At 69.5% G+C, this 22,368-nt stretch carries 21 protein-coding genes; 11 read left to right on the top strand and 10 right to left on the bottom strand.

Annotated elements, in window-relative coordinates; all coding sequences use genetic code 11:
* The first annotated feature begins 35 nt into the window (after positions 1 to 35).
* From AC1RVY_RS11875 to AC1RVY_RS11855, 5 genes are all read left to right on the top strand, one after another.
* Entirely contained in the window at positions 36 to 1,547 is a 1,512-nt protein-coding gene (locus AC1RVY_RS11875) for a DUF4178 domain-containing protein (protein ID WP_492806681.1), read from the top strand.
* Positions 1,548 to 1,645: 98 nt separating this feature from the next.
* Positions 1,646 to 1,867, top strand: coding sequence for a DUF350 domain-containing protein (locus AC1RVY_RS11870; protein ID WP_370627755.1), 222 nt, complete (start codon positions 1,646 to 1,648; stop codon positions 1,865 to 1,867).
* A 92-nt stretch (positions 1,868 to 1,959) separates the two neighbouring features.
* Positions 1,960 to 3,480, top strand: coding sequence for a polyamine aminopropyltransferase (locus tag AC1RVY_RS11865; RefSeq protein WP_218297212.1), 1,521 nt, complete (start codon positions 1,960 to 1,962; stop codon positions 3,478 to 3,480).
* Positions 3,481 to 3,675: 195 nt separating this feature from the next.
* Entirely contained in the window at positions 3,676 to 5,382 is a 1,707-nt protein-coding gene (locus AC1RVY_RS11860) for an NAD(P)-binding protein (RefSeq protein ID WP_492806680.1), read from the top strand.
* Between the two features lie 5 nt (positions 5,383 to 5,387).
* A complete protein-coding gene (locus tag AC1RVY_RS11855; RefSeq protein ID WP_218297067.1) occupies positions 5,388 to 5,885 on the top strand; it encodes a L,D-transpeptidase in 498 nt (165 codons plus the stop codon).
* Between the two features lie 61 nt (positions 5,886 to 5,946).
* Here AC1RVY_RS11855 and AC1RVY_RS11850 read toward each other — a convergent pair whose 3' ends face one another.
* Positions 5,947 to 6,504 (bottom strand): GNAT family N-acetyltransferase, encoded by a 558-nt coding sequence (locus AC1RVY_RS11850; RefSeq protein ID WP_492806679.1) that lies wholly within the window; start codon positions 6,502 to 6,504, stop codon positions 5,947 to 5,949.
* A 34-nt stretch (positions 6,505 to 6,538) separates the two neighbouring features.
* Entirely contained in the window at positions 6,539 to 7,138 is a 600-nt protein-coding gene (locus AC1RVY_RS11845; RefSeq protein ID WP_218339391.1) for a helix-turn-helix domain-containing protein, read from the bottom strand.
* A 187-nt stretch (positions 7,139 to 7,325) separates the two neighbouring features.
* Here AC1RVY_RS11845 and AC1RVY_RS11840 point away from each other — a divergent pair, with 187 nt between their 5' ends.
* Positions 7,326 to 8,681: an esterase-like activity of phytase family protein gene (locus AC1RVY_RS11840; protein WP_492254215.1), complete on the top strand. Its 1,356-nt coding sequence runs from the start codon at positions 7,326 to 7,328 to the stop codon at positions 8,679 to 8,681.
* 205 nt (positions 8,682 to 8,886) lie between these two features.
* Here AC1RVY_RS11840 and ggt read toward each other — a convergent pair whose 3' ends face one another.
* Both ggt and AC1RVY_RS11830 read right to left on the bottom strand, forming a co-directional pair.
* Positions 8,887 to 10,518, bottom strand: coding sequence for a gamma-glutamyltransferase (gene ggt / locus AC1RVY_RS11835; RefSeq protein WP_492806678.1), 1,632 nt, complete (start codon positions 10,516 to 10,518; stop codon positions 8,887 to 8,889).
* An 81-nt stretch (positions 10,519 to 10,599) separates the two neighbouring features.
* Positions 10,600 to 11,586: a Bug family tripartite tricarboxylate transporter substrate binding protein gene (locus AC1RVY_RS11830; protein ID WP_492806677.1), complete on the bottom strand. Its 987-nt coding sequence runs from the start codon at positions 11,584 to 11,586 to the stop codon at positions 10,600 to 10,602.
* A gap of 103 nt (positions 11,587 to 11,689) precedes the next feature.
* Between AC1RVY_RS11830 and AC1RVY_RS11825 the strand changes: the two genes are divergently transcribed.
* The 3 genes from AC1RVY_RS11825 to AC1RVY_RS11815 all read left to right on the top strand — a co-directional run bounded on the left by AC1RVY_RS11825 (position 11,690) and on the right by AC1RVY_RS11815 (position 13,991).
* Positions 11,690 to 12,646 carry a LysR family transcriptional regulator gene (locus AC1RVY_RS11825; protein WP_218297072.1) on the top strand — a complete coding sequence of 319 codons (957 nt, stop codon included), beginning with the start codon at positions 11,690 to 11,692 and terminating at the stop codon, positions 12,644 to 12,646.
* Between the two features lie 88 nt (positions 12,647 to 12,734).
* Positions 12,735 to 13,439, top strand: coding sequence for a riboflavin synthase subunit alpha (locus AC1RVY_RS11820; protein ID WP_218297073.1), 705 nt, complete (start codon positions 12,735 to 12,737; stop codon positions 13,437 to 13,439).
* A 48-nt stretch (positions 13,440 to 13,487) separates the two neighbouring features.
* Entirely contained in the window at positions 13,488 to 13,991 is a 504-nt protein-coding gene (locus AC1RVY_RS11815) for a GNAT family N-acetyltransferase (RefSeq protein WP_218339394.1), read from the top strand.
* Here the strand turns inward: AC1RVY_RS11815 and gcvA are convergent.
* Entirely contained in the window at positions 13,964 to 14,866 is a 903-nt protein-coding gene (gcvA, locus tag AC1RVY_RS11810; protein ID WP_492806676.1) for a transcriptional regulator GcvA, read from the bottom strand. The two genes, AC1RVY_RS11815 and gcvA, sit on opposite strands and share 28 nt — an antisense overlap.
* A gap of 80 nt (positions 14,867 to 14,946) precedes the next feature.
* Between gcvA and AC1RVY_RS11805 the strand changes: the two genes are divergently transcribed.
* Both AC1RVY_RS11805 and AC1RVY_RS11800 read left to right on the top strand, forming a co-directional pair.
* Positions 14,947 to 15,846 carry a DMT family transporter gene (locus tag AC1RVY_RS11805; protein WP_492806675.1) on the top strand — a complete coding sequence of 300 codons (900 nt, stop codon included), beginning with the start codon at positions 14,947 to 14,949 and terminating at the stop codon, positions 15,844 to 15,846.
* Positions 15,847 to 15,920: 74 nt separating this feature from the next.
* On the top strand, positions 15,921 to 16,418 hold the full coding sequence (locus AC1RVY_RS11800) for an NUDIX hydrolase (RefSeq protein ID WP_218339396.1): 498 nt from the start codon (positions 15,921 to 15,923) through the stop codon (positions 16,416 to 16,418).
* Between the two features lie 59 nt (positions 16,419 to 16,477).
* On the opposite strand, the gene AC1RVY_RS11795 is transcribed toward AC1RVY_RS11800, so the two are convergent.
* The 5 genes from AC1RVY_RS11795 to AC1RVY_RS11775 form a co-directional block, all read right to left on the bottom strand.
* Positions 16,478 to 17,455 carry a Bug family tripartite tricarboxylate transporter substrate binding protein gene (locus AC1RVY_RS11795; RefSeq protein WP_218339397.1) on the bottom strand — a complete coding sequence of 326 codons (978 nt, stop codon included), beginning with the start codon at positions 17,453 to 17,455 and terminating at the stop codon, positions 16,478 to 16,480.
* A gap of 38 nt (positions 17,456 to 17,493) precedes the next feature.
* Positions 17,494 to 18,675 carry a tricarballylate utilization 4Fe-4S protein TcuB gene (gene tcuB, locus AC1RVY_RS11790; RefSeq protein ID WP_369640875.1) on the bottom strand — a complete coding sequence of 394 codons (1,182 nt, stop codon included), beginning with the start codon at positions 18,673 to 18,675 and terminating at the stop codon, positions 17,494 to 17,496.
* The gene (gene tcuA / locus AC1RVY_RS11785) at positions 18,662 to 20,128 is read right to left on the bottom strand and encodes an FAD-dependent tricarballylate dehydrogenase TcuA (protein WP_492806674.1); all 1,467 of its coding nucleotides are present in this window, start codon (positions 20,126 to 20,128) and stop codon (positions 18,662 to 18,664) included. Before tcuA ends, tcuB begins: the two co-directional genes overlap by 14 nt.
* A gap of 192 nt (positions 20,129 to 20,320) precedes the next feature.
* The gene (locus AC1RVY_RS11780) at positions 20,321 to 21,304 is read right to left on the bottom strand and encodes a LysR family transcriptional regulator (protein ID WP_218297080.1); all 984 of its coding nucleotides are present in this window, start codon (positions 21,302 to 21,304) and stop codon (positions 20,321 to 20,323) included.
* Positions 21,305 to 21,456: 152 nt separating this feature from the next.
* Entirely contained in the window at positions 21,457 to 22,272 is an 816-nt protein-coding gene (locus tag AC1RVY_RS11775; RefSeq protein ID WP_369640873.1) for an IclR family transcriptional regulator, read from the bottom strand.
* Positions 22,273 to 22,368 lie beyond the last annotated feature (96 nt).

The following is a 22,368-nucleotide window of genomic DNA, read 5'->3' as shown; positions in this document are numbered from 1 at the left end:
AAACCGCGTAGCGCGGCGCAGGCAGCAGCCCCCCGATGGCCACCGACCCCACACAGCGTTACTACCGCGCGCCCTGCCCGGGCTGCGGCGCGCCGGTTGAATTCCGCAGCGCGCAGTCCACGCACGCCGTCTGCGGCTACTGCCAGAGCACCGTGGTGCGCAATGGCGACGTGCTGCAGCGCCTGGGCAAGATGGCCGAGCTGTTCGACGACCACAGCCCGCTGCAGCTCATGGCCAGCGGGCGCATCCAGCTCGATGGCAAGGATGTGCCCTTCACCCTCATCGGCCGCCTGCAGTACAAGGGCGACGCGGGCACCTGGACCGAATGGACCGCCTTTTTGCAGGACGGCACCCTGGCCACGCTGGGCGAGGACAACGGCGCCTACGTCTTCACCCGCCCCATCGACCCAGGCCGCGAGATGCCCGAGGCCGCGCGCTTTCGCATCGGCAGCACCACCGCCATCAACGGCAAGCCCTACAGCGTGGCCTACACGGGCCAGGCATCGCTCATCTCGGCCCAGGGCGAGCTGCCCAAGCTGCCGCCGCTGGGCCATCCGTTCGGCATGGTCGAACTGCGCAGCGCCGACGGCGAAGTGGTCAGCATCGACTACGGCCACACGCCGCCCAACGTCGAGCGCGGCAAGGCCGTGCTGCTGGAAGACCTGCAGCTCACCGGCCTCAAGGACGAATCGGCCAAGGACGAAAAAGGCCGCCAGTTCAACTGCCCGCACTGCGGCGCGCCCGTGCAGGTGCAGCTGTCCACCTCCAAGAGCGTCACCTGCGGCTCGTGCGCCAGCATCATCAGCCTGGACAGCGGTGTGGGCGGCGAGCTGCGCTCGGCCGAGCAGGACGAGCCCGTGCAGCCCCTCATTCCGCTGGGCAGCAAGGGCCAGCTGCAGGGCGTGCACTGGCAGGTGGTGGGCTTTCAGCACCGCATGGGCGTGGAGCCCGGCGACGACGAGCACTTCGGCTGGAGCGAATACCTGCTCTACAACCAGAAGCGCGGTTTTGCCTTCCTGGTCGATTCCGAAGAAGGCTGGAGCATGGTGCGCCCCACCACGGGCGCGCCGCAGATGGCGGCCACGGGGCGCTCGGCCACCTACATGGGCACCAAGTACGACCTCAAGTACACCTACGAGGCCGAAACCACCTATGTGCTGGGCGAGTTCTACTGGCAGGTCACGCGCGGGCAGAAAACCACCAACCGCGACTTCGCCAGCGCCAAAGGCCTGCTCTCGATGGAGCAAAGCCCCAATGAGATCACCTGGTCGGCCGGCGACAAGCTCGCCAGCGACACGGTGGCCAAGGCCTTCAAGCTCGACGACAAGAAAGACGTGCTGCAGCGCGACGACCCGGGGCCCTTCGTGGCCAAGTCCGGGCTGGGCTGCGGCACCGTCATCCTCATCGCCATTGTCATCCTCATCCTGCTGTTGCTGCTCAGCCGCTGCAGCCGCTGCGACCCGCGGGTGGAGAACTGCTCGTCGTCCAGCTACCGCAGCTCGGGCGGCTCGTATGGCGGGTATTCGTCCGGCGGCAGCCACAAGTAGCCCCGGGTTGCCGCAAGCCCCCGGGGGGCGCCGGCAGTTTTGCAACCTTTCCCGCCAGCCTGTCTGGCGGCAACCTTTTCGTTCAAGGAGATCACATCATGATGGGAATCGAATGGCTCAGGCCCGCGGCGTTCCTCGGGTCCATCCTGTATGCGCTGATTGGCGTGGTCATCTTCTGGCTGTGCTTCGTCATCGTCGACAAGATCACGCCGTATGACCTGTGGCGCGAAATCGTCGAGAAGCAGAACCAGGCGCTGGGCCTGGTGGTGGCGGCGATGTGCCTGGGCATCAGCATCATCGTGGCGGCGGCGATCCACTGACGCACCTTGCCTGAAGCGGCGCTCCCCCCGGGGCCGCGCCGGTGACCGCCTTGCAATCCGACCTGAATTCCCCCGCCTCCCCGCCCGAGGCCATGGGCGCCCGCTCCGGCCCCCGCCCCATCGAGATCGCCCTGCTCACCAGCGTCTTCGTCGTGGCCGCCTGCGGCCTGCTGTACGAGCTGGCCGCGGGCGCGCTCGCGTCCTATGTGCTGGGCGACTCGGTGCTGCAGTTCTCCACCATCATCGGCACCTACCTGTTCGCCATGGGCGTGGGTTCGTGGCTGTCGCGCTACTTCGAGCGGCAGCTGCCCGCGCACTTCCTGCGCATCGAGCTGCTGGTGGCGCTGGTTGGCGGCGCGCTGCCGGCCACCCTGTTCCTGGCCAACGCCTACACGCCGGGCGCGTTCCGCTTCCTGCTGTACGGCATGGTGCTCATGGTGGGCACGCTGGTGGGGCTGGAGATCCCGCTGGTCATGCGCATCCTCAAGCGCAACGTGGCGCTCAAGGACCTGGTCTCGCAGGTGCTCACGTTCGACTACCTGGGCGCGCTGGCGGTCTCGCTGGCGTTCCCGCTGCTGCTGGTGCCGCACCTGGGGCTCATCCGCACGGGGCTGCTCTTCGGCCTGATGAACGCGGCCGTGGCGCTGTGGGCGGTGTGGCTGTTCCGGCATGAATTGCGGCGCCTGAAGGCGCACCTGGCGGCCTGCGTGATGGTGCTGGGCATCCTGCTGGCCGCCCTGGCGGGGGCCGAATACATCACCAGCGTGGCCGAGGACAAGTTCTACCAGGACCGCATCGTGTTCAGCACCGCATCGCCCTACCAGCGCATCGTGGTCACGCACGGGCGTGTGGGGCACCGGCTGTACCTCAACGGCAACCTGCAGTTCGCGCAGTCCGACGAGTACCGCTACCACGAGGCCCTGGTGCACCCCGCCATGTCGGCACACGGTGCGCCCAAACGCGTGGCGGTGCTGGGCGGTGGCGACGGCATGGCGGTGCGCGAGATCCTCAAGTACCCGTCGGTCGAGTCCGTGACGCTGGTCGAACTGGACCCGGCCATGACAAAAATCTTCAGCGAGAACCCCACGCTCGCGCGCCTGAACGGCAACGCCTTGCAGAACCCCAAGGTGAAGATCGTCAACACCGATGCCTTTGGCTGGCTGCAGGAGGGGTCGGACACGTTTGATGTCATCGTGGTGGACTTTCCCGACCCCACCAATTTTTCCATCGGCAAGCTCTACACCAACAGCTTCTATGCGCTGCTGGACAAGCGCCTGGCGGCCAGCGGCTACGCGGTGGTGCAGACCACGTCGCCGCTGGTGGCGCGCCAGAGCTTCTGGACCGTGGTGCAGACCATCGAGTCCGTGGGCCTGCAGGCCGCGCCGTACCACGCCCATGTGCCCAGTTTTGGCGAATGGGGCTTCATCATCGCCAGCCGCAGGCCCTGGCGCCTGCCCGGGGCCTTGCCCGATGGCCTGCGGTTTCTGGGCACCGACTCGCTGCCCCTGCTGTTCGATTTTCCGCGCGACATGGCGCGGGTGCCCGCCGAGGTGAATCGGCTGTCCAACCAGGCGCTGGTGCACACGTACGAGCGCGAGTGGGGAAAACATTGAGAAGCCCCCCTGAGCCGCTTCGCGTCTTCCCCCCGCTCTCGCAGCGCTGCGCGCAGCGGGCAGGGGGACGCCCCCAGCGCACGCCAGCGAAGCGCCGCCAATGCGGCTTTGCGGCCCTTGCGCGGGGGCCGCTGGTCTGGGCCGCGCCGGTCGCAAGCCGCGCAGGCGTTGCGTACACCCGGAGACACTGACGCCATGCAACGTCGCCATTTCCTAGCCACCGCCGCCGCCTCGACTGCCGCCGCGGTGCTCCTGCCGGGTTGCGACAAGGCCCCTCGCGTCTTGGAAGGCGGCTTCACCGGCATCGACATGGCGCGCGGCCACCAGCTGCGCGACTGGCTCAAGACCGGCTCCTGGCCCGCGCCGGCCGTGGTGCGGCGCGCGCAGGTCATCATCGCGGGCGGCGGCGTGGCGGGGCTGGCGGCGGCGCGGTCGCTGCGGCTGGCGGGCATCGCGGACTTCGCGCTGCTGGAGCTGGAGGACAGCGCGGGCGGCAACAGCCGGGGCGGGGCCGTGCAGGGCATTGCCTGCCCGCTGGGCGCGCACTACCTGCCGGTGCCCGGCGACGATGCGCGCGAAGTGCAGGACCTGCTGGAAGAGCTGGGCCTGCGCCAGCGCGTGGCCGGCCGCTGGCGCTACGACGAGCGCCACCTGTGCCACAGCCCGCAGGAGCGCCTGTTCTTCGAGGGCGCATGGCAGGAAGGCCTGCTGCCGGTGCAGGGCGTGGACGATGCAACCCTGGCCCAGTACCGCCGCTTCGCGCAGGCCGTGGCGCAGCAGTCCAAGGCCGCGCGCTTCACCATGCCGGTGCTCAAGTCGCTGGACGCCAGAAAGCCCCTGGCACCCGCGCACCAGGCGCTGGATGCGGTGACGTTCGACGCCTGGCTGCAGCAGCAGGAGCTGGACGATCCGCACCTGCGCTGGTACCTCGACTACTGCTGCCGCGACGACTACGGCGCGGGCACCGCGCGTGTGTCGGCATGGGCGGGCATCCACTACTTTGCCAGCCGCCATGGTTTTCACGCCCCGGGCGAGGCCGCGGACGAGGCACGCGAAAGCGTGCTCACCTGGCCGCAGGGCAATGGCTGGATCACCCAGCGCCTGGCGGCCCCGCTGCAGAACAGTGCCCAAGGTGGCGGCCAGCTGCGCGCCGCCACCAGCGTATTGCGCATCACCGAGAACCGCCACGGCGTGGAGGTGGATGCCTTCAACCACGCCACCGACAGCGTGGAGCGCTGGCAGGCGCCGCGCTGCATCGTGGCGCTGCCGGTGTTCATGGCGGCGCGCGTGGTGCAAAACCCGCCCGCGTTCCTCACCGGCGCCGCAAGGCGCCTGGGCTGGGCGCCCTGGCTCGTGGCCAACATCCACATCGACAGTGCCCTGACCGACAGGCCCGGCGCCGCCCCCGCCTGGGACAACGTTCTGTACGCCGACCCCACGGCGGGCGGCCTGGGCTACGTGAACGCCGGACACCAGCGCCTGGACGCGCGTGCCGTGCTCGCGGGGCCCACGGTGCTGACCTACTACCAGGCGCTGGGCGATGCTCCCGACGGCCGCCAGCAACTCGCCACCCAGCCCTGGCAGCACTGGGCCGATCCGATCCTGGCCGCACTGGCGGTGCCCCACCCCGACCTGCGCCAGCGTGCCACGCGCGTGGACATCACGCGCTACGGCCACGCCATGGCCATCCCCACGCCCGGGATGCTCGGCTTTTTAAGTCAAATTGGCCTCCAGCGCTTACCAGGAAAGCGCAGGCAGCTATCAAATGGTGAGCAAACGCCCTGGATTCCCACCCCCGCCACGGCGCGGCTGGCGTTCGCGCACAGCGACTGGTCGGGCTACTCGGTGTTCGAAGAGGCCTTCACGCGCGGGCACGGCGCGGGGCTGGTGGCGGCGGGCTGACCCCGATGGCTGGGCCTGAACTGCACATCCACGTGGCGCAGCAGCGATTGCACCTGGTGGTGGCCGGGGCCATCGAGCGCAGCTACCCGGTATCGACCGCCCTGAACGGCGTGGGCGAACGCAAGGGCAGCGGCTGCACCCCGCGCGGCCAGCACCGCGTGCGCGCCAAGGTGGGCGCGGGCTGCGCGCCGGGCACGGTGTTCGTCGGGCGGCGGGCCACCGGCGAGATCTATTCGCCCGCGCTGGCGGCACGGCACCCGGGGCGCGACTGGATCCTGTGCCGCATCCTCTGGCTGGCCGGCTGCGAACCCGGCGTGAACCGGGGCGGCGCGGTGGACACGCTGCGCCGCTTCATCTACATCCATGGCTGCCCGGAGGGATCGCCCCTCGGGGTGCCCGCCTCGCACGGCTGCGTGCGCATGGCCAATGCCGACGTGATGGACCTGTTCGACCGGGTCGCCGTCGGCACGCTGGTGCGCATCGAGGAGGGCGCCGCCTCCTGACAGGGTGCGGGCGCCATGACACCAGGCCCCACCCTTGCCAGGGGCGGCGCCCTCCGCGGTGTCAGCCGTCGATGGGGGTGCGGGGGGTGTCCAGCGTGAGCTGGTAGAACGCCGCATCCAGCCACCGCCCAAACTTGAAACCCACCTGGGGCATCGTGCCCGTGTGCACGAACCCCAACTGCTGGTGCAGCCGGATGCTGCCTGCGTTCGCCGCGTCGATGCACCCCACGATGGCGTGGATGTCGGCGGCCTTCGCCCGCTCGATCAAGGCCCGCATCAGCCAGGCGCCCAGTCCGCGGCCCCGGCAGTCCTTGTGGACATAGACACTGTGCTCGACCGTGTACTTGTAGGCCGGAAACGCGCGGAATGTGCCCCACGAGGCAAAGCCCAGCAGCCTGCCCTGGGCATCGGCGGCCCCCAGCACCGGGAATCCGCCGGCCCGCTTGGCGGCGAACCAGCTGGCCATGGCCGACGGCGGGCGGGGCACATAGTCATACAGCGCCGTCGAGGTCACGATGGCATCGTTGAGGATGTCCAGAATGGCGCTGGCATGCGCTGGCTCGGTGCAGTCGATGAGATGAACGTCGGGAGAGGGCGTGGTGGTGGTGGTGGAGTTCATGGTGGCGGAGATGGACAAAGTGGCGGGAATCCGGTCAGCGGTGGCCGTGGGCGGCCACATCGCAGAGGGCGACCAGGTAGTGGGCCTCCTGGTCGGCGGGATTGGAAAAGACCAGGGGCTCCGTGAGCCGCACGGCCAGGCAGTCGCCCTTGCGCAGCACATGGAGCGTGTCTCCCTGCGAGATCTCCATGCGGCCTTTGAGCACCCACACCTGCTGGTGCAGCGAGCCGTCCAGCCGGCCGCCCTCGTAGGCCACGCGCGCGCCGGCGGGAAACCGCACCTCCGCCAGCTGCAGCGGCGAGGGCCACGCGGGGGGCGACACCTGCTTTCTCACATAGCCGGACTGCGGGTCCACCCACTCCACCTGGTCGCCATGCCGCACCAGCGGAGCGGCCCGCGCCGGGGTGGGCGGCGCCTCGCCGAACAGTTCGCCCAGCGACACGCCCAGCGCCGATGCCAGGCGGTCGAGCACCACCGCCGTCGGGTTGGTCTGGCCCCGTTCGATCACGGAGATCATCGAGCGGCTCACGCCGGAACGGGCGGCCAGGCTGTCGAGGCTGTCGTTGCGCGACGCACGCAGCCCATGGATGCGGCGGCCAATCCTGGCGCTGATGTCCTCGGCGGAGAGGGGCATTGGATTTCCATCAAATGGGATTTTGTCCATCATATTGGATTTCTAGCCGCATCGGACCACCCGCCCGCACGGCAAGGGGGGTGTCCAGGTTTTCCGGTGCGTAGAAAAGAACGCGCGTGTGCCCTCCGTCACTTGCCTGTCACACCGCCCCGGCATCGTCCGCCTTTTGTTTCTTCAAAGTCGACGCATGTTTCACCTCTCACGCATTGCTGCTGGCGCCACCTTGGCCTGCGCTGCCCTGGTTCCTTCCCACGCCCAGCAGGCCTACCCCGCCACGCTGGCGGGCCACGCCGTGCTGCCGGCCTTCACGCTGATCGCCGCGCCCAAGGACGCCCCGCAGGACCTGCAGGCCAGCGGCAAGTTCACTACCCCGCGCCGCGTGGAGGCCGTGGGCACCGTGATGGGCCAGTCGGGCGGGCGCGACACCGGCGTGTCCGTGCCCTTCAGGGGCCAGCCCATCCAGGGCCATTCGGGCATCAAGCGCATGGCCGACGGCTCGTTCTGGATCCTCACCGACAACGGCGCGGGCGCCAAGGCCAATTCGCCGGATTTCATGCTCTACCTCAACCACTACGCCGTGGACTTCAAGAGCGGCCAGTTCAACCGGATCAAGACCGTGTTCCTGCACGACCCGGACAAGAAGGTGCCGTTTCGCATCACGCACGAAGGCACGGAACAGCGCTACCTGACCGGTGCCGACTTCGACCCCGAGAGCTTCCAGTTCGCGGGCGGCGCGCTGTGGATCGGCGACGAGTTCGGTCCCTCCCTCATCAAGGCCGACCTGAACGGCAAGGTGCTGGGTGTGTTCGAGACCAAGGTGGACGGCAAGGTGGTGCGCTCGCCCGACGCCCCCGGCGTGCTGATGCCCGGCGCGCCGGACGCCAAGCCCACGCCGTTCGAGGTCAAGCGTTCCAAGGGCTACGAAGGCATGGCCGCGTCCAGGGACGGCAGCAAGCTCTATGCGCTGCTGGAAGGCGCGCTGTGGAACGAGGAGGCCAAGGCGTATGAGAACGTGGGCGGCAGGCAGTACCTGCGCGTGCTGGAGTTCGATGTGAAGTCCGAGCAGTGGACGGGCCGCCACTGGAAGTACGTGCTGGAGGCCAACCACCACGCGATCGGCGACTTCAACATGATCGACAACACCACGGGTTTGATCATCGAACGCGACAACGGCGAAGGCACAGCCGACAAGGCCTGCCCGGAAGGCCACAAGCGCACCGACTGCTTCCACGACCTGGCCAAGTTCAAGCGCGTCTACAAGGTCGAGATGAGCGACGCCAACGTGGGCGGCGAGATCCGCAAGGTGGGCTACATCGACCTGATGAACATCCAGGACCCGCAGCGCCTGGCCCGGAAGCCGCTGAACAACGGCGTGCTCACCTTCCCGTTCTTCACCATCGAGAACGTGGACGTGGTGGACGGCACACACATCGTCGTGGGCAACGACAACAACCTGCCCTTCAGCAGCAGCCGCGAGCCGAACAAGGCCGATGACAACGAGCTGGTGCTGCTGGAAGTGGGCGAACTGCTGCGGGCCAGGTAGGGGCAAGCCGGTCGGCGCATGCCGGGAGCGGGCTGATGATGCCTTGGCGCCCCGGCCCGCGCACCCCGCCCTGCGCTGCGTTACGTTGAGCGGCCGATCAGGGGCCGGCGAGGCGGGTGCGCTGATCGATGAATCGCCACCAGCTATCCAAAGAGGAGCGAGTGACGCGGCTTCGCCGCGGGCCCGCCTGCCCGCCCGCTGGCGCTCAGTGCGCCGCGTCCATGCGCAGCTTGTACGCCACGCCATCGCGCCCGGGGTCGGCGCCGCCGTGCAGGCCGTCGGGCTGCACCTGCACGCCGTGCACCCAGCCAATGGTGTAGTTGTAGGGGTTGCGGCCGACCGCGTAGCCCTGGGCTTCGAGCGCGCGCGTGGTGTGGCGCGGGATACGGTTGCACACGTCGATGGCGTTGCTGGTGGACGAAAACCGCGGCGCCGACACGGCGGCCTGCATCTCCATGCCGTGGTCGATCACGTTGAGCAGCACCTGCAGCACGCCCATGGCGATCTGCGTTCCACCCGGTGCGCCCAGCACGATGTCCAGCCTGCCGTCCTTGAACGTCATGGTGGGGCAGGACGACGTGAAGCGGCTCTTGCCCGGCTGGATGCTGCCCGCACGGCCCGGGCGCGGGTCGAACACGCCCATGCAGCCGTTGTACAGGAAGCCCATGCCCGGCGTGATGATGCCCGAGGGCATGGCCAGCGAGTGCGTCATCGACACGGCGTTGCCGTCCGCATCGACCACGCTCAGGTGCGTGGTGTCGCGTGGCACGGGCGCGCCGGGGTTCACGCGCTCCACGCTGAAGCGCTGGCCCGCGCGGATCTGTTCGGCCGCCTCGCGGGCCATGTCCTTGGACAGGAGCTTGTCGAGCGGCACGTCGAAGAATTTCGGATCGCCGATGCAGCGGTCCTTGTCGGCCGTCGCCTTCTTCATCGCCTCGCACACCAGCCGGAGGTATTCGGGGCTGTTGTGCTCCATGCCGCGCAGCTCGAAGTGCTCCAGGATGTTGAGCATCTCCAGCAGCATGGCGCCGCCGCCGGGGGGCTGGTTGGTGGTGACGGTGCGGTCGCGGTAGCTGCCCACCAGCGGCGGGTTGCGCGTGACCTCGTACCGGGCCAGGTCCTCGAGCGTGATCAGCGCGCCCAGCGACTGCAGGTGCGCGATCATCTTCTGGGCCAGATCGCCCCGGTAGAACGGCTGCGAGCCTTCTTCGGCGATCTGGCGCAGCACGCTGGCCATGCCAACGTTCCGCAGCGGCGTGCCGATGGGCTTGGGGCGGCCATCGGGGCGGCAGTAGAGCTGTCGGCTGTCCTCGCAGTACTGCAGGCGCTCCAGGTTGCCGACGCGGCCCATGGCGGGCTCGTCGATCCAGAAGGCGTGCATGCCGGGGCGCACAAAGAAACCGTCCGAGGCCCAGCGGATCGCGGGCTCCACCACCTGCTTCCACGGCAGGCGGCCGTGCGCCTGGTGCATGGCTTCCAGGCCCTTGAGCGTGGCGGGTGTGCCAATCGACTGGGGGCCGATGTCGTTGACGCGGCCTGTCAAGATGAAGCCGAAGCCGTCCTTGGTCTCGCCTTCGAGCAGGTGCTCCCACATGTTCTCCCGGGCCGCCAGCGGCGCGGGCGAGTGGAAGTCGAAATACTCATGCACTTGGGCGCCGGGCAGGTACACGGCGGCCGTGCCAAAGCCCGCAATGCCGCACATCAGCGGATCGACCACCGTCTGGGCCAGGGCGCAGGCGACCGCCGCATCCACGGCATTGCCGCCGGCGCGCAGGATGTCGATACCGGATTCGGCGGCCTCGGGCTGCGGGCAGACCACCATGGCTTCTTTTTTCATAGCATTCAAGGGCGAACCCCGTGCGGCATCAGTGACACGGCACGGGGTGGATTGAGAGAGAGGGGCTTGCGGGGCGCGGGCTTACTTGGCGCTGAGGTTCAGCTTTTCGAGCGTGGGGCCCCAGGCCTTGGCGTCGCGCACCGTGGTTTCCATGACCAGCGACGCAGGCCCGGACACGGCGATCACGCCCATGGTCTTGAGCTTGGCCTGCACTTCGGGGCTCTTGTGGAAGCTTTCCGTGGCCTTGTTGAGCTTGTCCACGATGTCGGCCGGCGTGCCGGCGCGCGCCACCACGGCGCTCCATCCCAGGGAGTCAAAACCCTTCACGCCCAGCTCGCCCAGGGTGGGCACATCGGGCAGCTCGGGTGCGCGCTGGGGGGACAGCACGGCCAGCGCATTGAGTTTCTTGGCCTTGATGTGCGGCAACGCTGTGCCATACACCACGCCCATCAGTTCGGTCTGCCCGCCCATGGTGGCCATGACGCCGTCGGCTTCGCCCTTGTAGGGGATGTGGGTCATCGAAATGCCCAGCGCTTCATTCACCAGTTCCACGGCGAGGTGGGTGGAATTGCCCAGTCCGGCGGACGCGAAATTGAGCTTGCCGGGGGCCGCCTTGGCCTTCTCCGTCAGGTCTTTCAGCGTCTTGATGCCCGTGGCGGGATTGGCCGACAGCACGATCGGCACGGTGGTCAGCATGGCCACGCCCGTGAAATCCTTCTCGGGGTTGTAGGGCAGGGGTTTGTAGGTGAACTGGTTGAGCACCATGAGCGACACGCTGCCGTACAGCAGGGTGTAGCCGTCGGTGGGGGCGCTCAGCGCGTTCTGTGCGGCAATGAGCCCCCCTGCGCCGGGCTTGTTTTCCACCACGATGGTGCCGCCCAGGGCCTTGCCGGCATGTTCTGCCCACAGGCGCGCGATCGTGTCGGAGCTGCCGCCCGCCGCCTGCGAGACCACCAGGCGCACGGGACGGTTTGGGTAGGCGCCTTGCGCATGCGCGGCGGTGGCCGTGACGGCTGCGGCAGCGACGCCTATCAGTAGCCTGGAGACGTTGTTGATTGTGTTGAACACGGTGACCTCGACGGGGAAGTTACAGAAAAGATGAGCACATTGTCATGACGAATACTGCTGATTGCCTAGTGAAAAGGCAGAATGGGGCCATGAGGATTTGTTCATGATTGATCGTTCGGAAGGCACGTCCTGGGCGCGGCGCATCAAGGTCCGGCACCTGGAGTCGTTCCTGGTGCTGGACGAGGCGGGCACGCTCACGCTGGCGGCGGCGCGGCTGCACATGACGCAGTCGGCCATGTCGCACTGGCTGGCCGAGATGGAGGGCGTGGTGGGCTCGGCGCTCGTGGTGCGTGGGCGCAAGGTGCAGCTCACGCCCGCCGGGCACCTGCTCAAGCGGCTGGCCATCAACGTGCTGGGCGACATTGCCCGCACGGGCCGGGAGATGCACGCCATGGCCGAGGGACGCGTGCCGCGCCTGAACGTGGGCAGTGTCTGGGCGGGTATCGCCGGCGGCCTGCCCGAGGCCGTGAGCGCCTTTCAGCAGGACCATGCCGATGTGGCCGTGTCGATCCACGACGGGCCGTTCGACCATCTGCTCAAGGGGCTGGAGACGGGCGCGCTCGATGCCGTGATCGGCGTGCTCGATGCGCGGGCCCACCGGCCGGGGCTGGACCACCAGGTCCTGTTTGACGACCAGGTGGCCGTCGTCATCGGGCACGGCAGCAAGTACTGGTCGCGCAGCGCGGGGCTGGGCTTCGCGGACGTGCTGCACGAAAACTGGGTCATGCCGCCCAGCGGCACGCTGACGCGCATCCAGATGGATGCCTACCTGATCGCGCAGGAGGCCTCATGGCTGGTGCCGAAGGCCGAGACGGCGTCGCTGGCCATGATGCAGGCGCTGTTGCACAAGGGCGACTATGTGGGCGTGTGTTCGGAATCCATGGCCGACTACATGGCGTCGCTGGGGCTGTTCAGGAAGATCGCCATCGACTCCAGCATCCGCTTCGGGCCCATCACCGTGGTCTGGCACCGCGAGCGTGTCTCGGCCACGCTCATGGACTTTGTCGGCTGCCTGGTGGGCCACGCGCGGCGTGCGCCCCCGCTGGCGCACAGCCCGTAGGCGCGGCGGGACCGCGCCGCCCCGGCGCGCGGGGCCGGGTGGCAAAATTGAAGGCCCTCCCCTCTGCCACCTACCCGGAAACCGCGCCATGTTCACAGGCATCGTCCAAGCCACGGCAGGCATTGCCGCCATCCACGATCGCGCAGGCCTGCGCACCTTCACGCTCGACTTCCCGGAAGGCTTCTGCCAGGACCTCGCCATCGGCGCCAGCGTGTCCACCGACGGCGTGTGCCTCACGGTGACGGAAATCCTCTCGCCCACGCAGGCCAGCTTCGACGTGATGCTGCAGAGCCTGAACATCACCACGCTGGGCGGCTACCAGCAGGGCGACCGCGTGAACGTGGAACGCGCGGCCAAGGACGGCGCCGAGATCGGCGGCCACCCGCTGTCGGGCCATGTGGACTTCACCGGCACGCTCATCGAGCGCCGCGAGTTCGACAACAACCTGGTGTGGCGCGTGGCCGTGCCCGAGGCGTTTCGCCGCTACATCTTTGCCAAGGGCTACATCGCCATCCACGGCGCGAGCCTCACGGTGGCCGAGGTGAACCGGCAGGAGGGCTGGTTCGAGATCTGGATGATTCCCGAAACGCGCCGTGCGACGGTGTTTGAACACAAGAAGGTGGGCGACCCGCTCAACATCGAGATCGAGCGCAGCACCCAGGTGGTGGTGGACACTGTGCGCGAGGCCGTGCAGGAAAGCCTGGGCCGGCTGCAGCCGGTGCTGGAAGCCCTGCTCAGGGAAAAGGGCCTGTCGCTCGACGACTTCGTGCAGCCGCCGGTGTTGCCGCATTGAATGGAACACGTCCGGGCCCCTGGCGTGGTGGCCCCTTCCGATGATCCGATGACGAGGGTGCGCCCCCTGGCCGTCGCCGACCTGCCCGGCCTGCTCGCGGTGCAGCTGGCCTGCTATGGCGCGGGCTTCGTGGAGAGCGGCGAGGTCTTCGCGGCCCGCCTGGCCAGCCCGGCCAACTGCTCGCTGGTGCTGGAGCGCGCGGGCGTGGTGTGCGCCTATCTGGCGGCCTACCGGTCGGTGATGGGCAAGGTGACGCCACTGCATGGCGGCTTCGAGGCCGTGCCGCAGCCCGATACGCTCTACCTGCACGACATGGCCGTGCTGCCCGGCTGCGCGGGCCAGGGCCTGGCCCGTGCGCTGCTGCAGCCGATGTGGGAAGGGGCGCGGGGCCAGGGCCTGCGGCACACGGCGCTGGTGTCGGTGCAGGGCTCGCAGGCGTACTGGGAGCGGCAAGGCTATGCCGTGCAACCCCTGGCCGATGCGGCGCAGCGCGAACGGCTGGCGAGCTATGGAGACGGCGCGGTCTACATGGTACGTGCACTCGCTCCCTGACCGGCGCTCCCCTGCGCCATGACCCAGTCGCGAAAGCGGCGCAGCGCGGGGTCGATCAGGGCTTCGGGCCGGTACACCAGGTGGTAGGCCAGCGGCGCCGGAAGGGGCTTGCAGTGCACGCAGACCAGCTCGCGCGCGGCCAGCTCCTGCTGCACGAGCGCACGCCTTGCCAGCGCAAACCCCCGCCCCGCCACGGCGGCTTCGATGGCCGCGTTGGAATGCGCGAACACCACGCCGCCGTCGCAATCCACGCCCGCCACGCCGTGCGCCTCGCACCACAGGCGCCAGTCGCCACGGTGCTCGTCGTGCAGCAGCCGGGCGCTGGTGATGTCGGCCACGCGCGCCGACCGGCGCGGCGCGAGCAGGCGCGGGCTGCACACGGGCACCAGGTCGTCGGCCACCAGCACCTCGGAGCGCAGGCCGGTGTATGCACCCTGCCCATGGCGCACGGCAAAGTGCACGCCTTCGGCCGCGAGGTCCACCGCGCGGTTGGTCGTGCCCACGTGCACGTCCATGTCCGGATGCTGCTGCAGGAAGCCATGCAGGCGCGGCACCAGCCACTGCACGGCGAAACCCGGTGTGCAGCTCACCAGCACCACGTGCCGCCGGTTCGTCGACGCGATGCGCGAGGTGGCATGCCCGATCAGGGCCAGGCCCTCGGCACAGGCCACCTGGTAGTCGCGCCCGGCCGCCGTGAGCGCCAGGCCGCGCGGCTGGCGCTCGAACAGCGCGCAGCCGAGGAACTCCTCGAGCTTGCGCACCTGCTGCGAGACGGCGCCGGGCGTGACATGCAGCTCCTCGGCCGCGCGCCGCACGCTGGCGTGGCGGGCCGTGGCCTCGAAGAAGCGGACGGCGATCAGGGGCGGCAGGCGCATGGTGCTTGTATAGCGTGGCTAAACGGGTGTGCAGGATAAATGGTTTGCCGCCACGGCACCATGCCCCGAAGATGCCGGGCATGAACCTCCCCAGCCTGCTCCGTCTTTTCGCCCTGGCCGCCCTGTGGGGCGGCAGCTTTCTCTTCATGCGCATCGCCGCGCCGGTGTGGGGGGCGGTGCCCACCGCGTTCGGCCGCGTGGCGCTGGGCGCGGCGGGGCTGCTCGCGCTGCTGGCGGTGGTGCGGCTGCGGCCCGCGTTCGGGGGCAAGCTGGGCGCAGCGCTGGTGCTGGGCGCCATCAATTCGGGCATACCGTTCCTGATGTTCGCGCTGGCCGCGCGCGTGCTGCCAGCGGGCTACAGCGCGATCCTCAATGCCACCACGCCGCTCATGGGCGTGGTGATCGGTGCGCTGGCATTCGGCGAGCGCCTCACGCCCGCCCGCGTGGGCGGCGTGCTGCTGGGCATGGCGGGCGTGGCGGTGCTCGCGCAGGCGGGGCCGGTGGCGCTCAGCGCGCCGGTGCTGGGCGGCATCGCCGCCTGCCTGGTGGCCACGGCCTGCTACGGCCTGGCGGGCTTTCTCACGCGGCGCTGGATCACCCAGCGCGGCGGGCTCGACAGCCGCCTGGTGGCGCTGGGCAGCCAGTGGGGGGCCGTGCTCGCGCTGGCGCCGTTCGCCCTGTGGGAGGCGGCGCACCAGCCGGTGGCCACCTGGCTCGCGGCCGGCCCCGCCGTCTGGGGCGCGATGCTGGCGCTGGGCCTGCTGTGCACCTCGGCCGCCTACGTGCTGTATTTCCGGCTCATCGCCGACGTGGGGCCCGTCAAGGCGCTCACCGTGACCTTCTTGATCCCGCTGTTCGGCGTGGCCTGGGGCTGGCTGGTGCTGGGCGAGGTGGCCACGCTGGCGCACGCCGCCGGCGGCGTGCTGATCGCGCTGGCGCTGTGGCTGGTGCTGCGGCCCGCACCGGCCCCGCAGCGCTGAGCGCGGGACGGCGCTGCGAAGGGCGATGCCGGCCGCGGCAGCGCGCGTCATGGCCCGTGGTCATAATGCGCGCCATGCCCCACCGCTGGAAACCCAACGTCACCGTGGCCGCCCTCATCGAGCGCGATGGCCGTTTTTTGCTGGTCGAGGAAGAGACGACCGACGGTCTCAAGCTCAACAACCCCGCCGGCCACCTGGACCCGGGCGAATCGCCCATCCAGGCCTGCGCGCGCGAGGTGCTGGAAGAGACGGCCCATGATTTCGTGCCCACGGCGCTCGTGGGGGTGTACATGAACCGGTTCACCAAGACGCGCACGGGCGACGACATCACCTACATGCGCTTTGCGTTCGCCGGCACCCTGGGCACGCACCATGCGTGGCGCCCGCTGGACGCGGGCATCGTGCGTTCGGTCTGGATGACGCTGGACGAGATCAGGTCCTGCGCCGACCGCCACCGCACGCCACTGGTGCTGCAGTGCATCCAGGACTACCTGGCCGGGCAGCGCTTTCCGCTGGACTTGATCCATACCGACCCCAGCGTGCTGCAGATGCCGGACACGGCGCGGCCCTGAGGCACCGGCGTGCTCACGGGACGCCGTGTAGTGCCTCAAGGGAGTGATTCTTCCCCCCTCTACTCCGCCGTGAGCTTGCGCTCCTTGATGATGGTGGCCCACTGGGTCGATTCCTTCTTCATGAAGGCCGTGAGTTCGGCGCGCGTGGTGGGCTGGGGCGTGAGGCCATGCTTGTTGAGCGCCTCTTTCACGCCCGCGTCGTTCAGCACCTTCACGATCTCCTGGTTCCAGCGTTCCAGCAGCGGCACCGGCGTTTTGCCCGGCGCCACGAAGGCGTACCAGTTGAGCGCCTCGAAGCCGGGAAAGCCCGATTCCGCCACGGTGGGGATATTGGGCAGATAGGCCGGCCGCGTGAGGCCCGTGGTGGCCAGCGGGATCAGCTTGCCCGTTTCGACATGCGGCAGCGCGGTGGGGGGCGCGGCAAAGTACGAGGTGACGCGTTCGCCCAGCAAATCCTGCAAGGCGGGTGCCCCGCCCTTGTAGGGCACATGGGTCATGTCGATGCCCGCGCGCTGGTTGAACAATTCGCCCGCCAGGTGGGATGCCGAGCCCGCGCCCGTGGAGGCGAAGTCCACGCTGCCGGGCTTCTTCCTGGACAGCTGCACGAATTCTGCGAGCGTCTTCGCGCCCGCAGCCTTGTGCACCACCAGCACGTTCGGAAAGTTCACACCCCCCGACACCGCCGCCAGGTCCTTGAACGGGTCATAGGTGAGCTTCATCAGGTGCGGCGCGATGGTGAGCGGCCCCACCGAGCCCAGCAGCAGCACCGTGCCGTCCGGCGCCGCATTGGCCACGAACTGGTGTGCGATGTTGCCGCCCGCCCCGCCCTTGTTGTCCACCACCACCGACTGGCCGATGTTCTCGGAGAGTTTCTTGGCGATCAGGCGGGCGGCCGCATCGGCCGCGCCGCCCGCGGCAAAGCCCACGACCAGGGTGACGGGCTTCTTGGGCGGAAAGTCTTGCGCGGCGGCGCCGAAGGCCAGGGGCAGGATTGCCAGCGCCAGGGCGCATTGCAGCAGGGTTCGTTTGGGGGTCATGGGGTCTCCTTCATCGTGGGTTGTGTGGTGTCAGTGAATCAATCAGCGCCCAGCCCGATGGGGTTGGGCTGGCGCTTTTCCACCGCATGGCGCAGCAGCGATGCGGTGCGGAAAATGCCGTGCGCGAACTTGCCGTAGGGCAGGGTGGCGAACAGCGCCATCACCGCGCCCAGGTGCAGGCACAGCAGCAGCGGCAGGGCGGGCGTGCCGCGCGCGGCCCAGAGCAGCAGGCCGCTGGTGGCGGTGAGGAACAGCAGCGCGATGAAGGCGCGGTCCATGGGCTTTTGCGCGGCGTCGCCATGCTGTGGGTGACGGCGCAGGTTCAAGCGCCACAGGCCCGCCGTGCCGATGGCAAGGCTGATGCCGCCCACGCCGCCCAGCAGCTTGGGCAGGCTGGGCAGGTCGTACGGTGCGGGCGCGCCCAGCAGGTAGTGGTACAGCGTGGCGACGCTGGTGGCGGCAAAGCACAGCATGAAGCCGTAGAACGTGAGGTGGTGAAACCGCCGGCGCGACAGGGTGTAGGCATCGTCCTCGTTGTGGCAGCCGTCGCCATGGCCGCCGTCCAGGTATTTCAGGCGCAGCACCGCGTCGGCGGCCTCGACCGTGGCGGGCGCGCTCAGCGGCGCGCCGCTGGTGGCGGGCGTCACGTCGCGCCAGAAGCGGCGCACGCCCAGGCCCAGCGCCAGCGTGGCGAACAGGAACACCGGTGCGAACAGGCCCACCAGCAGGTTGTGCGGAAAGATGCCGTAGAAGCCACCCACGGGCGACTGCCACAGCGCACCCAGGCCCTGGCCATGCAGCGCTACGGCCAGGACCATGAACAGCGTGAGGCCTGCCACCAGGGCCAGTGCCAGGGTCAGCCCGTTGCGCTGGTAGAGCGCACCGAGCGCCGGGGGCCAGGCGTAGTCGGTGTAGGTCTGCCCCCGCACCTGGGCCATGGCCTGCGGTACGTTCACCGCAAATTCATGCGGCGGCGCGTATTGGCAGGCGTGCAGGCAGGCACCGCAGTTGTGGCACAGGTTGGCAATGAAGTGGATGTCGGCCTTGCCAAACTCCAGCCGCCGCGTCATGGCGGGGAAGACGGCGCAAAAGCCCTCGCAGTAGCGGCAGGCGTTGCAGATCTGCAGCTGGCGCGCCACTTCGGTTTCGGGGGCCGACAGCACGATGTTGCCGTTCGCCAGCGCCCGGGCGTCGCGCGTCAGGGCTTCAAGCGTTTGCATCACTAACTCCTGTTTTCATAGCTGCTGGCGCTTTGTGGATAAGCGCTGGAGCCTGTTTGGATGCCAAGGCAGCCTGTGTTCCCGCGATGCGCCCGAAGGCCGTGCCGATGCTCATGCCCACCCCGGCCGTGTAGCCCTTGCCCAGCACGTTGCCGGCCATCATTTCGCCGGCCACGAACAGGTTGGGGCTGGGCGCGTCGCCGAAGCGCACGGCGGCGGTGTCGTCGGTGCGCAGGCCCAGGTAGGTGAAGGTCACGCCGGGCCTGAGCGCGTAGCCGTAGAACGGGCCGGTGGCGATGGGCCGCGCCCAGTGGGTCTTGGCGGGCGCGATGCCCTCGGTGTGGCAGTCGTCCAGCGTGGTGTGGTCGAAGGTGCCCACGCGGCAGGCGGCGTTGTAGCTGTCCAGCGTGCGCATGAAGCGGTCCACGGGCAGGCCGAGTTGTTGCGCCAGCTCGGGCAGGGTGTCGGCCTTCACGCCCGGGAACACGGGCGGCATGAAGCGGCCGATGGCCTGGCTGTCGATGACCGAGTAGCCGATCTGCCCCGGCTGCTGCGCCACCAGGCGGCCCCAGATCGCGTAGCGCTTGGGCCAGAAGTCCTCGCCCTCGTCGTAGAAACGCTCGCCATCGCGGTTGACCACCACGCCCAGCGACACGCAGTCGATGCGCGTGCAGATGCCGCCGTCGTACAGCGGCGCGCGCGCGTCGATGGCCACCATGTGCGCCTGCGTGGGGTCGCCGATGCGGTCGGCGCCGTGGTCGTCGAGCAGGTGGCGCAGCAGCACGCCCCGGTTGTAGGCCGTGCCGCGGATGAGGAAGTTGTCCGACGGCCACTCGCCGCGTTCGTTCTGGCCCCAGGCCTCGCGCAGCCATTCGCGGTTGGACTCGAACCCGCCCGCCGCGAGCACGCAGCTCTTGGCCGTGATGCGCTCGCCGCCGGCCAGGTGCGCCGCGACGAAGCGGCCGTTGTCGATGTCCAGTCGCTCCACCGGCGCTTCGTAGCGCACCCGCACGCCCAGCGCCTCGGCGCTGCGGTAGTAGGCATTGACCAGCGCCTTGCCCCCGCCCATGAAGAACGCGTTGGTGCGTGCCACGTGCAGCGTGCCGGCCAACGCGGGCTGAAAGTGCACGCCGTGGCGGCGCATCCAGGGCCGGCAGGTGCTCGACTCGCGGATCACCAGGCGCGCCAGGTGTTCGTTGGTGAGGCCGCCCGTCACCTTGAGCAGGTCTTGCCAGAACTCTTCTTCGGGGTAGGCGCCGACCAGCACGTCCTGCGGCGCGTCGTGCATGCAGCGCAGGTTGCGGGTGTGGGCCGAGTTGCCGCCGCGCCAGGCGCGCGGCGCGGCTTCGAGCAACAGCACGCTGGCGCCGGCCTCGCGCGCCATCAGGGCGGCGCACAGGGCGGCATTGCCGCCGCCGATGACGAGCACATCAACCACAGCGTCGCCGCTCATGGCCGGTGGCTCCAGGCCATGCGCTGTGCGTGGGGGAATGAAGAAGGGGTTTTGGGGCCCATGGGGTGTCTCCTGGCGAGGTCGCCGTGTCGTTCATCGTGGTGATGGCGACTGTAGGGAGACGTGGGCCCTCCGTGCAGCAGGCTCAGGTCATGGGGGTATCACGGATCGAGATGGCAGCGCGTGGCAGGTTCAAGCGGGCGCGCCCTCGCCACCGATCCATGTCGTTCCGAACCACTGGCCGGTGGCCACGAGTTGGCGCACGCAGTCGGCCACCACCACGCGCGTGGCCAGCGCGGCGGGCGAGAGCTCTTCGTCCGGCAGGCTGCACAGCAGGTTGACGCGGCGTGCGGGCGCGTCGGTCAGGCGCGCGCACTGGAAGCGCAGGGCGGCATCCGGGTAGCGGCCCATGGCGGCCCAGGGCTGCACGGTGGAGCCCAGGCCCGCGTCCACGGCGGCCATCACCATGGCGAGCGAGTCCACCTCCAGCACCACGTGCGGCGCCACGCGGTCGCGCGCGAAGGCGGTGTCCAGCGTGCTGCGCAGGCCGTGCGGGCCGGTGGGCAGGATCAGGGGTTCATGGACCAGTTCGGCCACCGTCAGGGTCTCGGGCAGCTGCCGGCCGCCGGGGTTGCCGGGGCCGCTGCGCGCGCAGATGAGGAACAGGTCTTCCTCGAGCAAAGGCGCCATCTCCCAGCGGCGCGCGCCGCTGGCCTGGCGCGCCTGGTGCAGGCGGGTGTCGAACAGCACGGCCAGGTCCAGCTCGCGCGCGTTGAGCATGGCCGTGAGGTGGCCCGACATGCTCTCGACCATGTGCAGCCGCACGTCGGGGTAGCGCGCGCGCATGGCCTGCATCAGCGGCAGGCCCAGCACGCTCGACGTGGTGGGCGCCAGGCCCACGGTGACGGTGCCCGACAGCCGCGCCTGCTGCGCGGCGCGCACGGCCTGGTCGGCATGGCGCAGGGTGAGCTGCGCCTCGCGGAAGAAGGCCAGCCCCGCCTCGGTGGGCGCCACGCCGCGCGGCGTGCGGTGCAGCAGGCGCGTGGCCAGCTCGCCCTCCAGCCGGGTGATCTGCTGGCTCAGCGCGGACTGCACCACGTCCAGGTCCAGCGCGGCGCGGCTCATGGAGCCGCGCTCCACCACGCGCACGAAGTAGCGCAGTTGTCTCAGTTCCATCGGGGTCCTCGGGGCCGCGGCCATCACGGCGCGTGATGGGGCGGATGTTCGCACATTCCGCCGCGACCGGGGTTTTGGTCGAAATAGGCCTGTAGCGCTTTATCCATAAGCGCTGACAGCTACTGTTTTGATAGTATCTGGCGCCCGGCCGCTCACACCCCGCCCGGCAGCAGCGCCGCCAGCGCCTCGCGCATCCAGCGCGCGATGAGCTGCTGGCGCTCGCGCGGCATGCGGTCCACGGTGGATGCCACGCTGATCGCGGCCACGGGCTCGCCGGCCGCGTTGCGCACGGCCATGCCGGCGGCCAGCACGCCCTGGGTGGCGTGGTTGCCCACCACCGACCAGCCGCGCTCGCGCGTGGCGCGCACCAGGATGGCCAGGCGCTCGGGCGTCATGCCGCCGTAGCGCGGCAGCGCCTGCGCGTTGGCGGCGATGGCGGCCTGCATCTCGGCATCGGGCAATGCGGCCAGCAGCGCCAGGCCCGCCGCGCCCACGCCCAGCGGCTGGCGCGTGCCCACCTGGATCACGAGGATCTGCACCGGGTGCGTGCCCACGTGGCGGGCGATGCAGTGCGAAGTGGGCCCCTCGCGCACGATGGCGAAGGCCGCATCGCCGCAGGCGCGGCTCACGCGCTCCAGCACGGGCGCCAGGCGCATGGCCATGTTGGGCTGGCCCGCGGGCTCGGCCATGGCCGCAAGGCGCGGGCCCGCCACGTAGCGAAAGCGCCCGCGCTGCGCCACATAGCCGCTCTCCAGCAGCGTGGCCAGCAGGCGGTAGACGGTGGCGCGCTCCAGCCCCGCCGCGCGGCACAGGTCGACCACGCGCGCGCCGTCGCGACCCTGGGCCAGCACGGCGTCCAGCACCTGCAGGCCCCGGCGCAGCGTGCGGCTGCCGGGGTCGTCGGGGGCTTCGGGCGGGGATGGAACGTCCGGCAGGCGGACGTTTCGATTCGCAGGTCGGGAGGGCATGGGAAAGAATTTGTCCGTCGATGCAACCAGCGCGCAGTGTGCCGCAGAGCCACGCCGCCGGGGCGCCCAGACGGATTTTCAGACACACCAGGAGAC

It is taken from the genome of Acidovorax sp. GW821-FHT11A03 (assembly GCF_058809075.1).
This window is presented reverse-complemented; position numbering and strand designations above follow the sequence as displayed.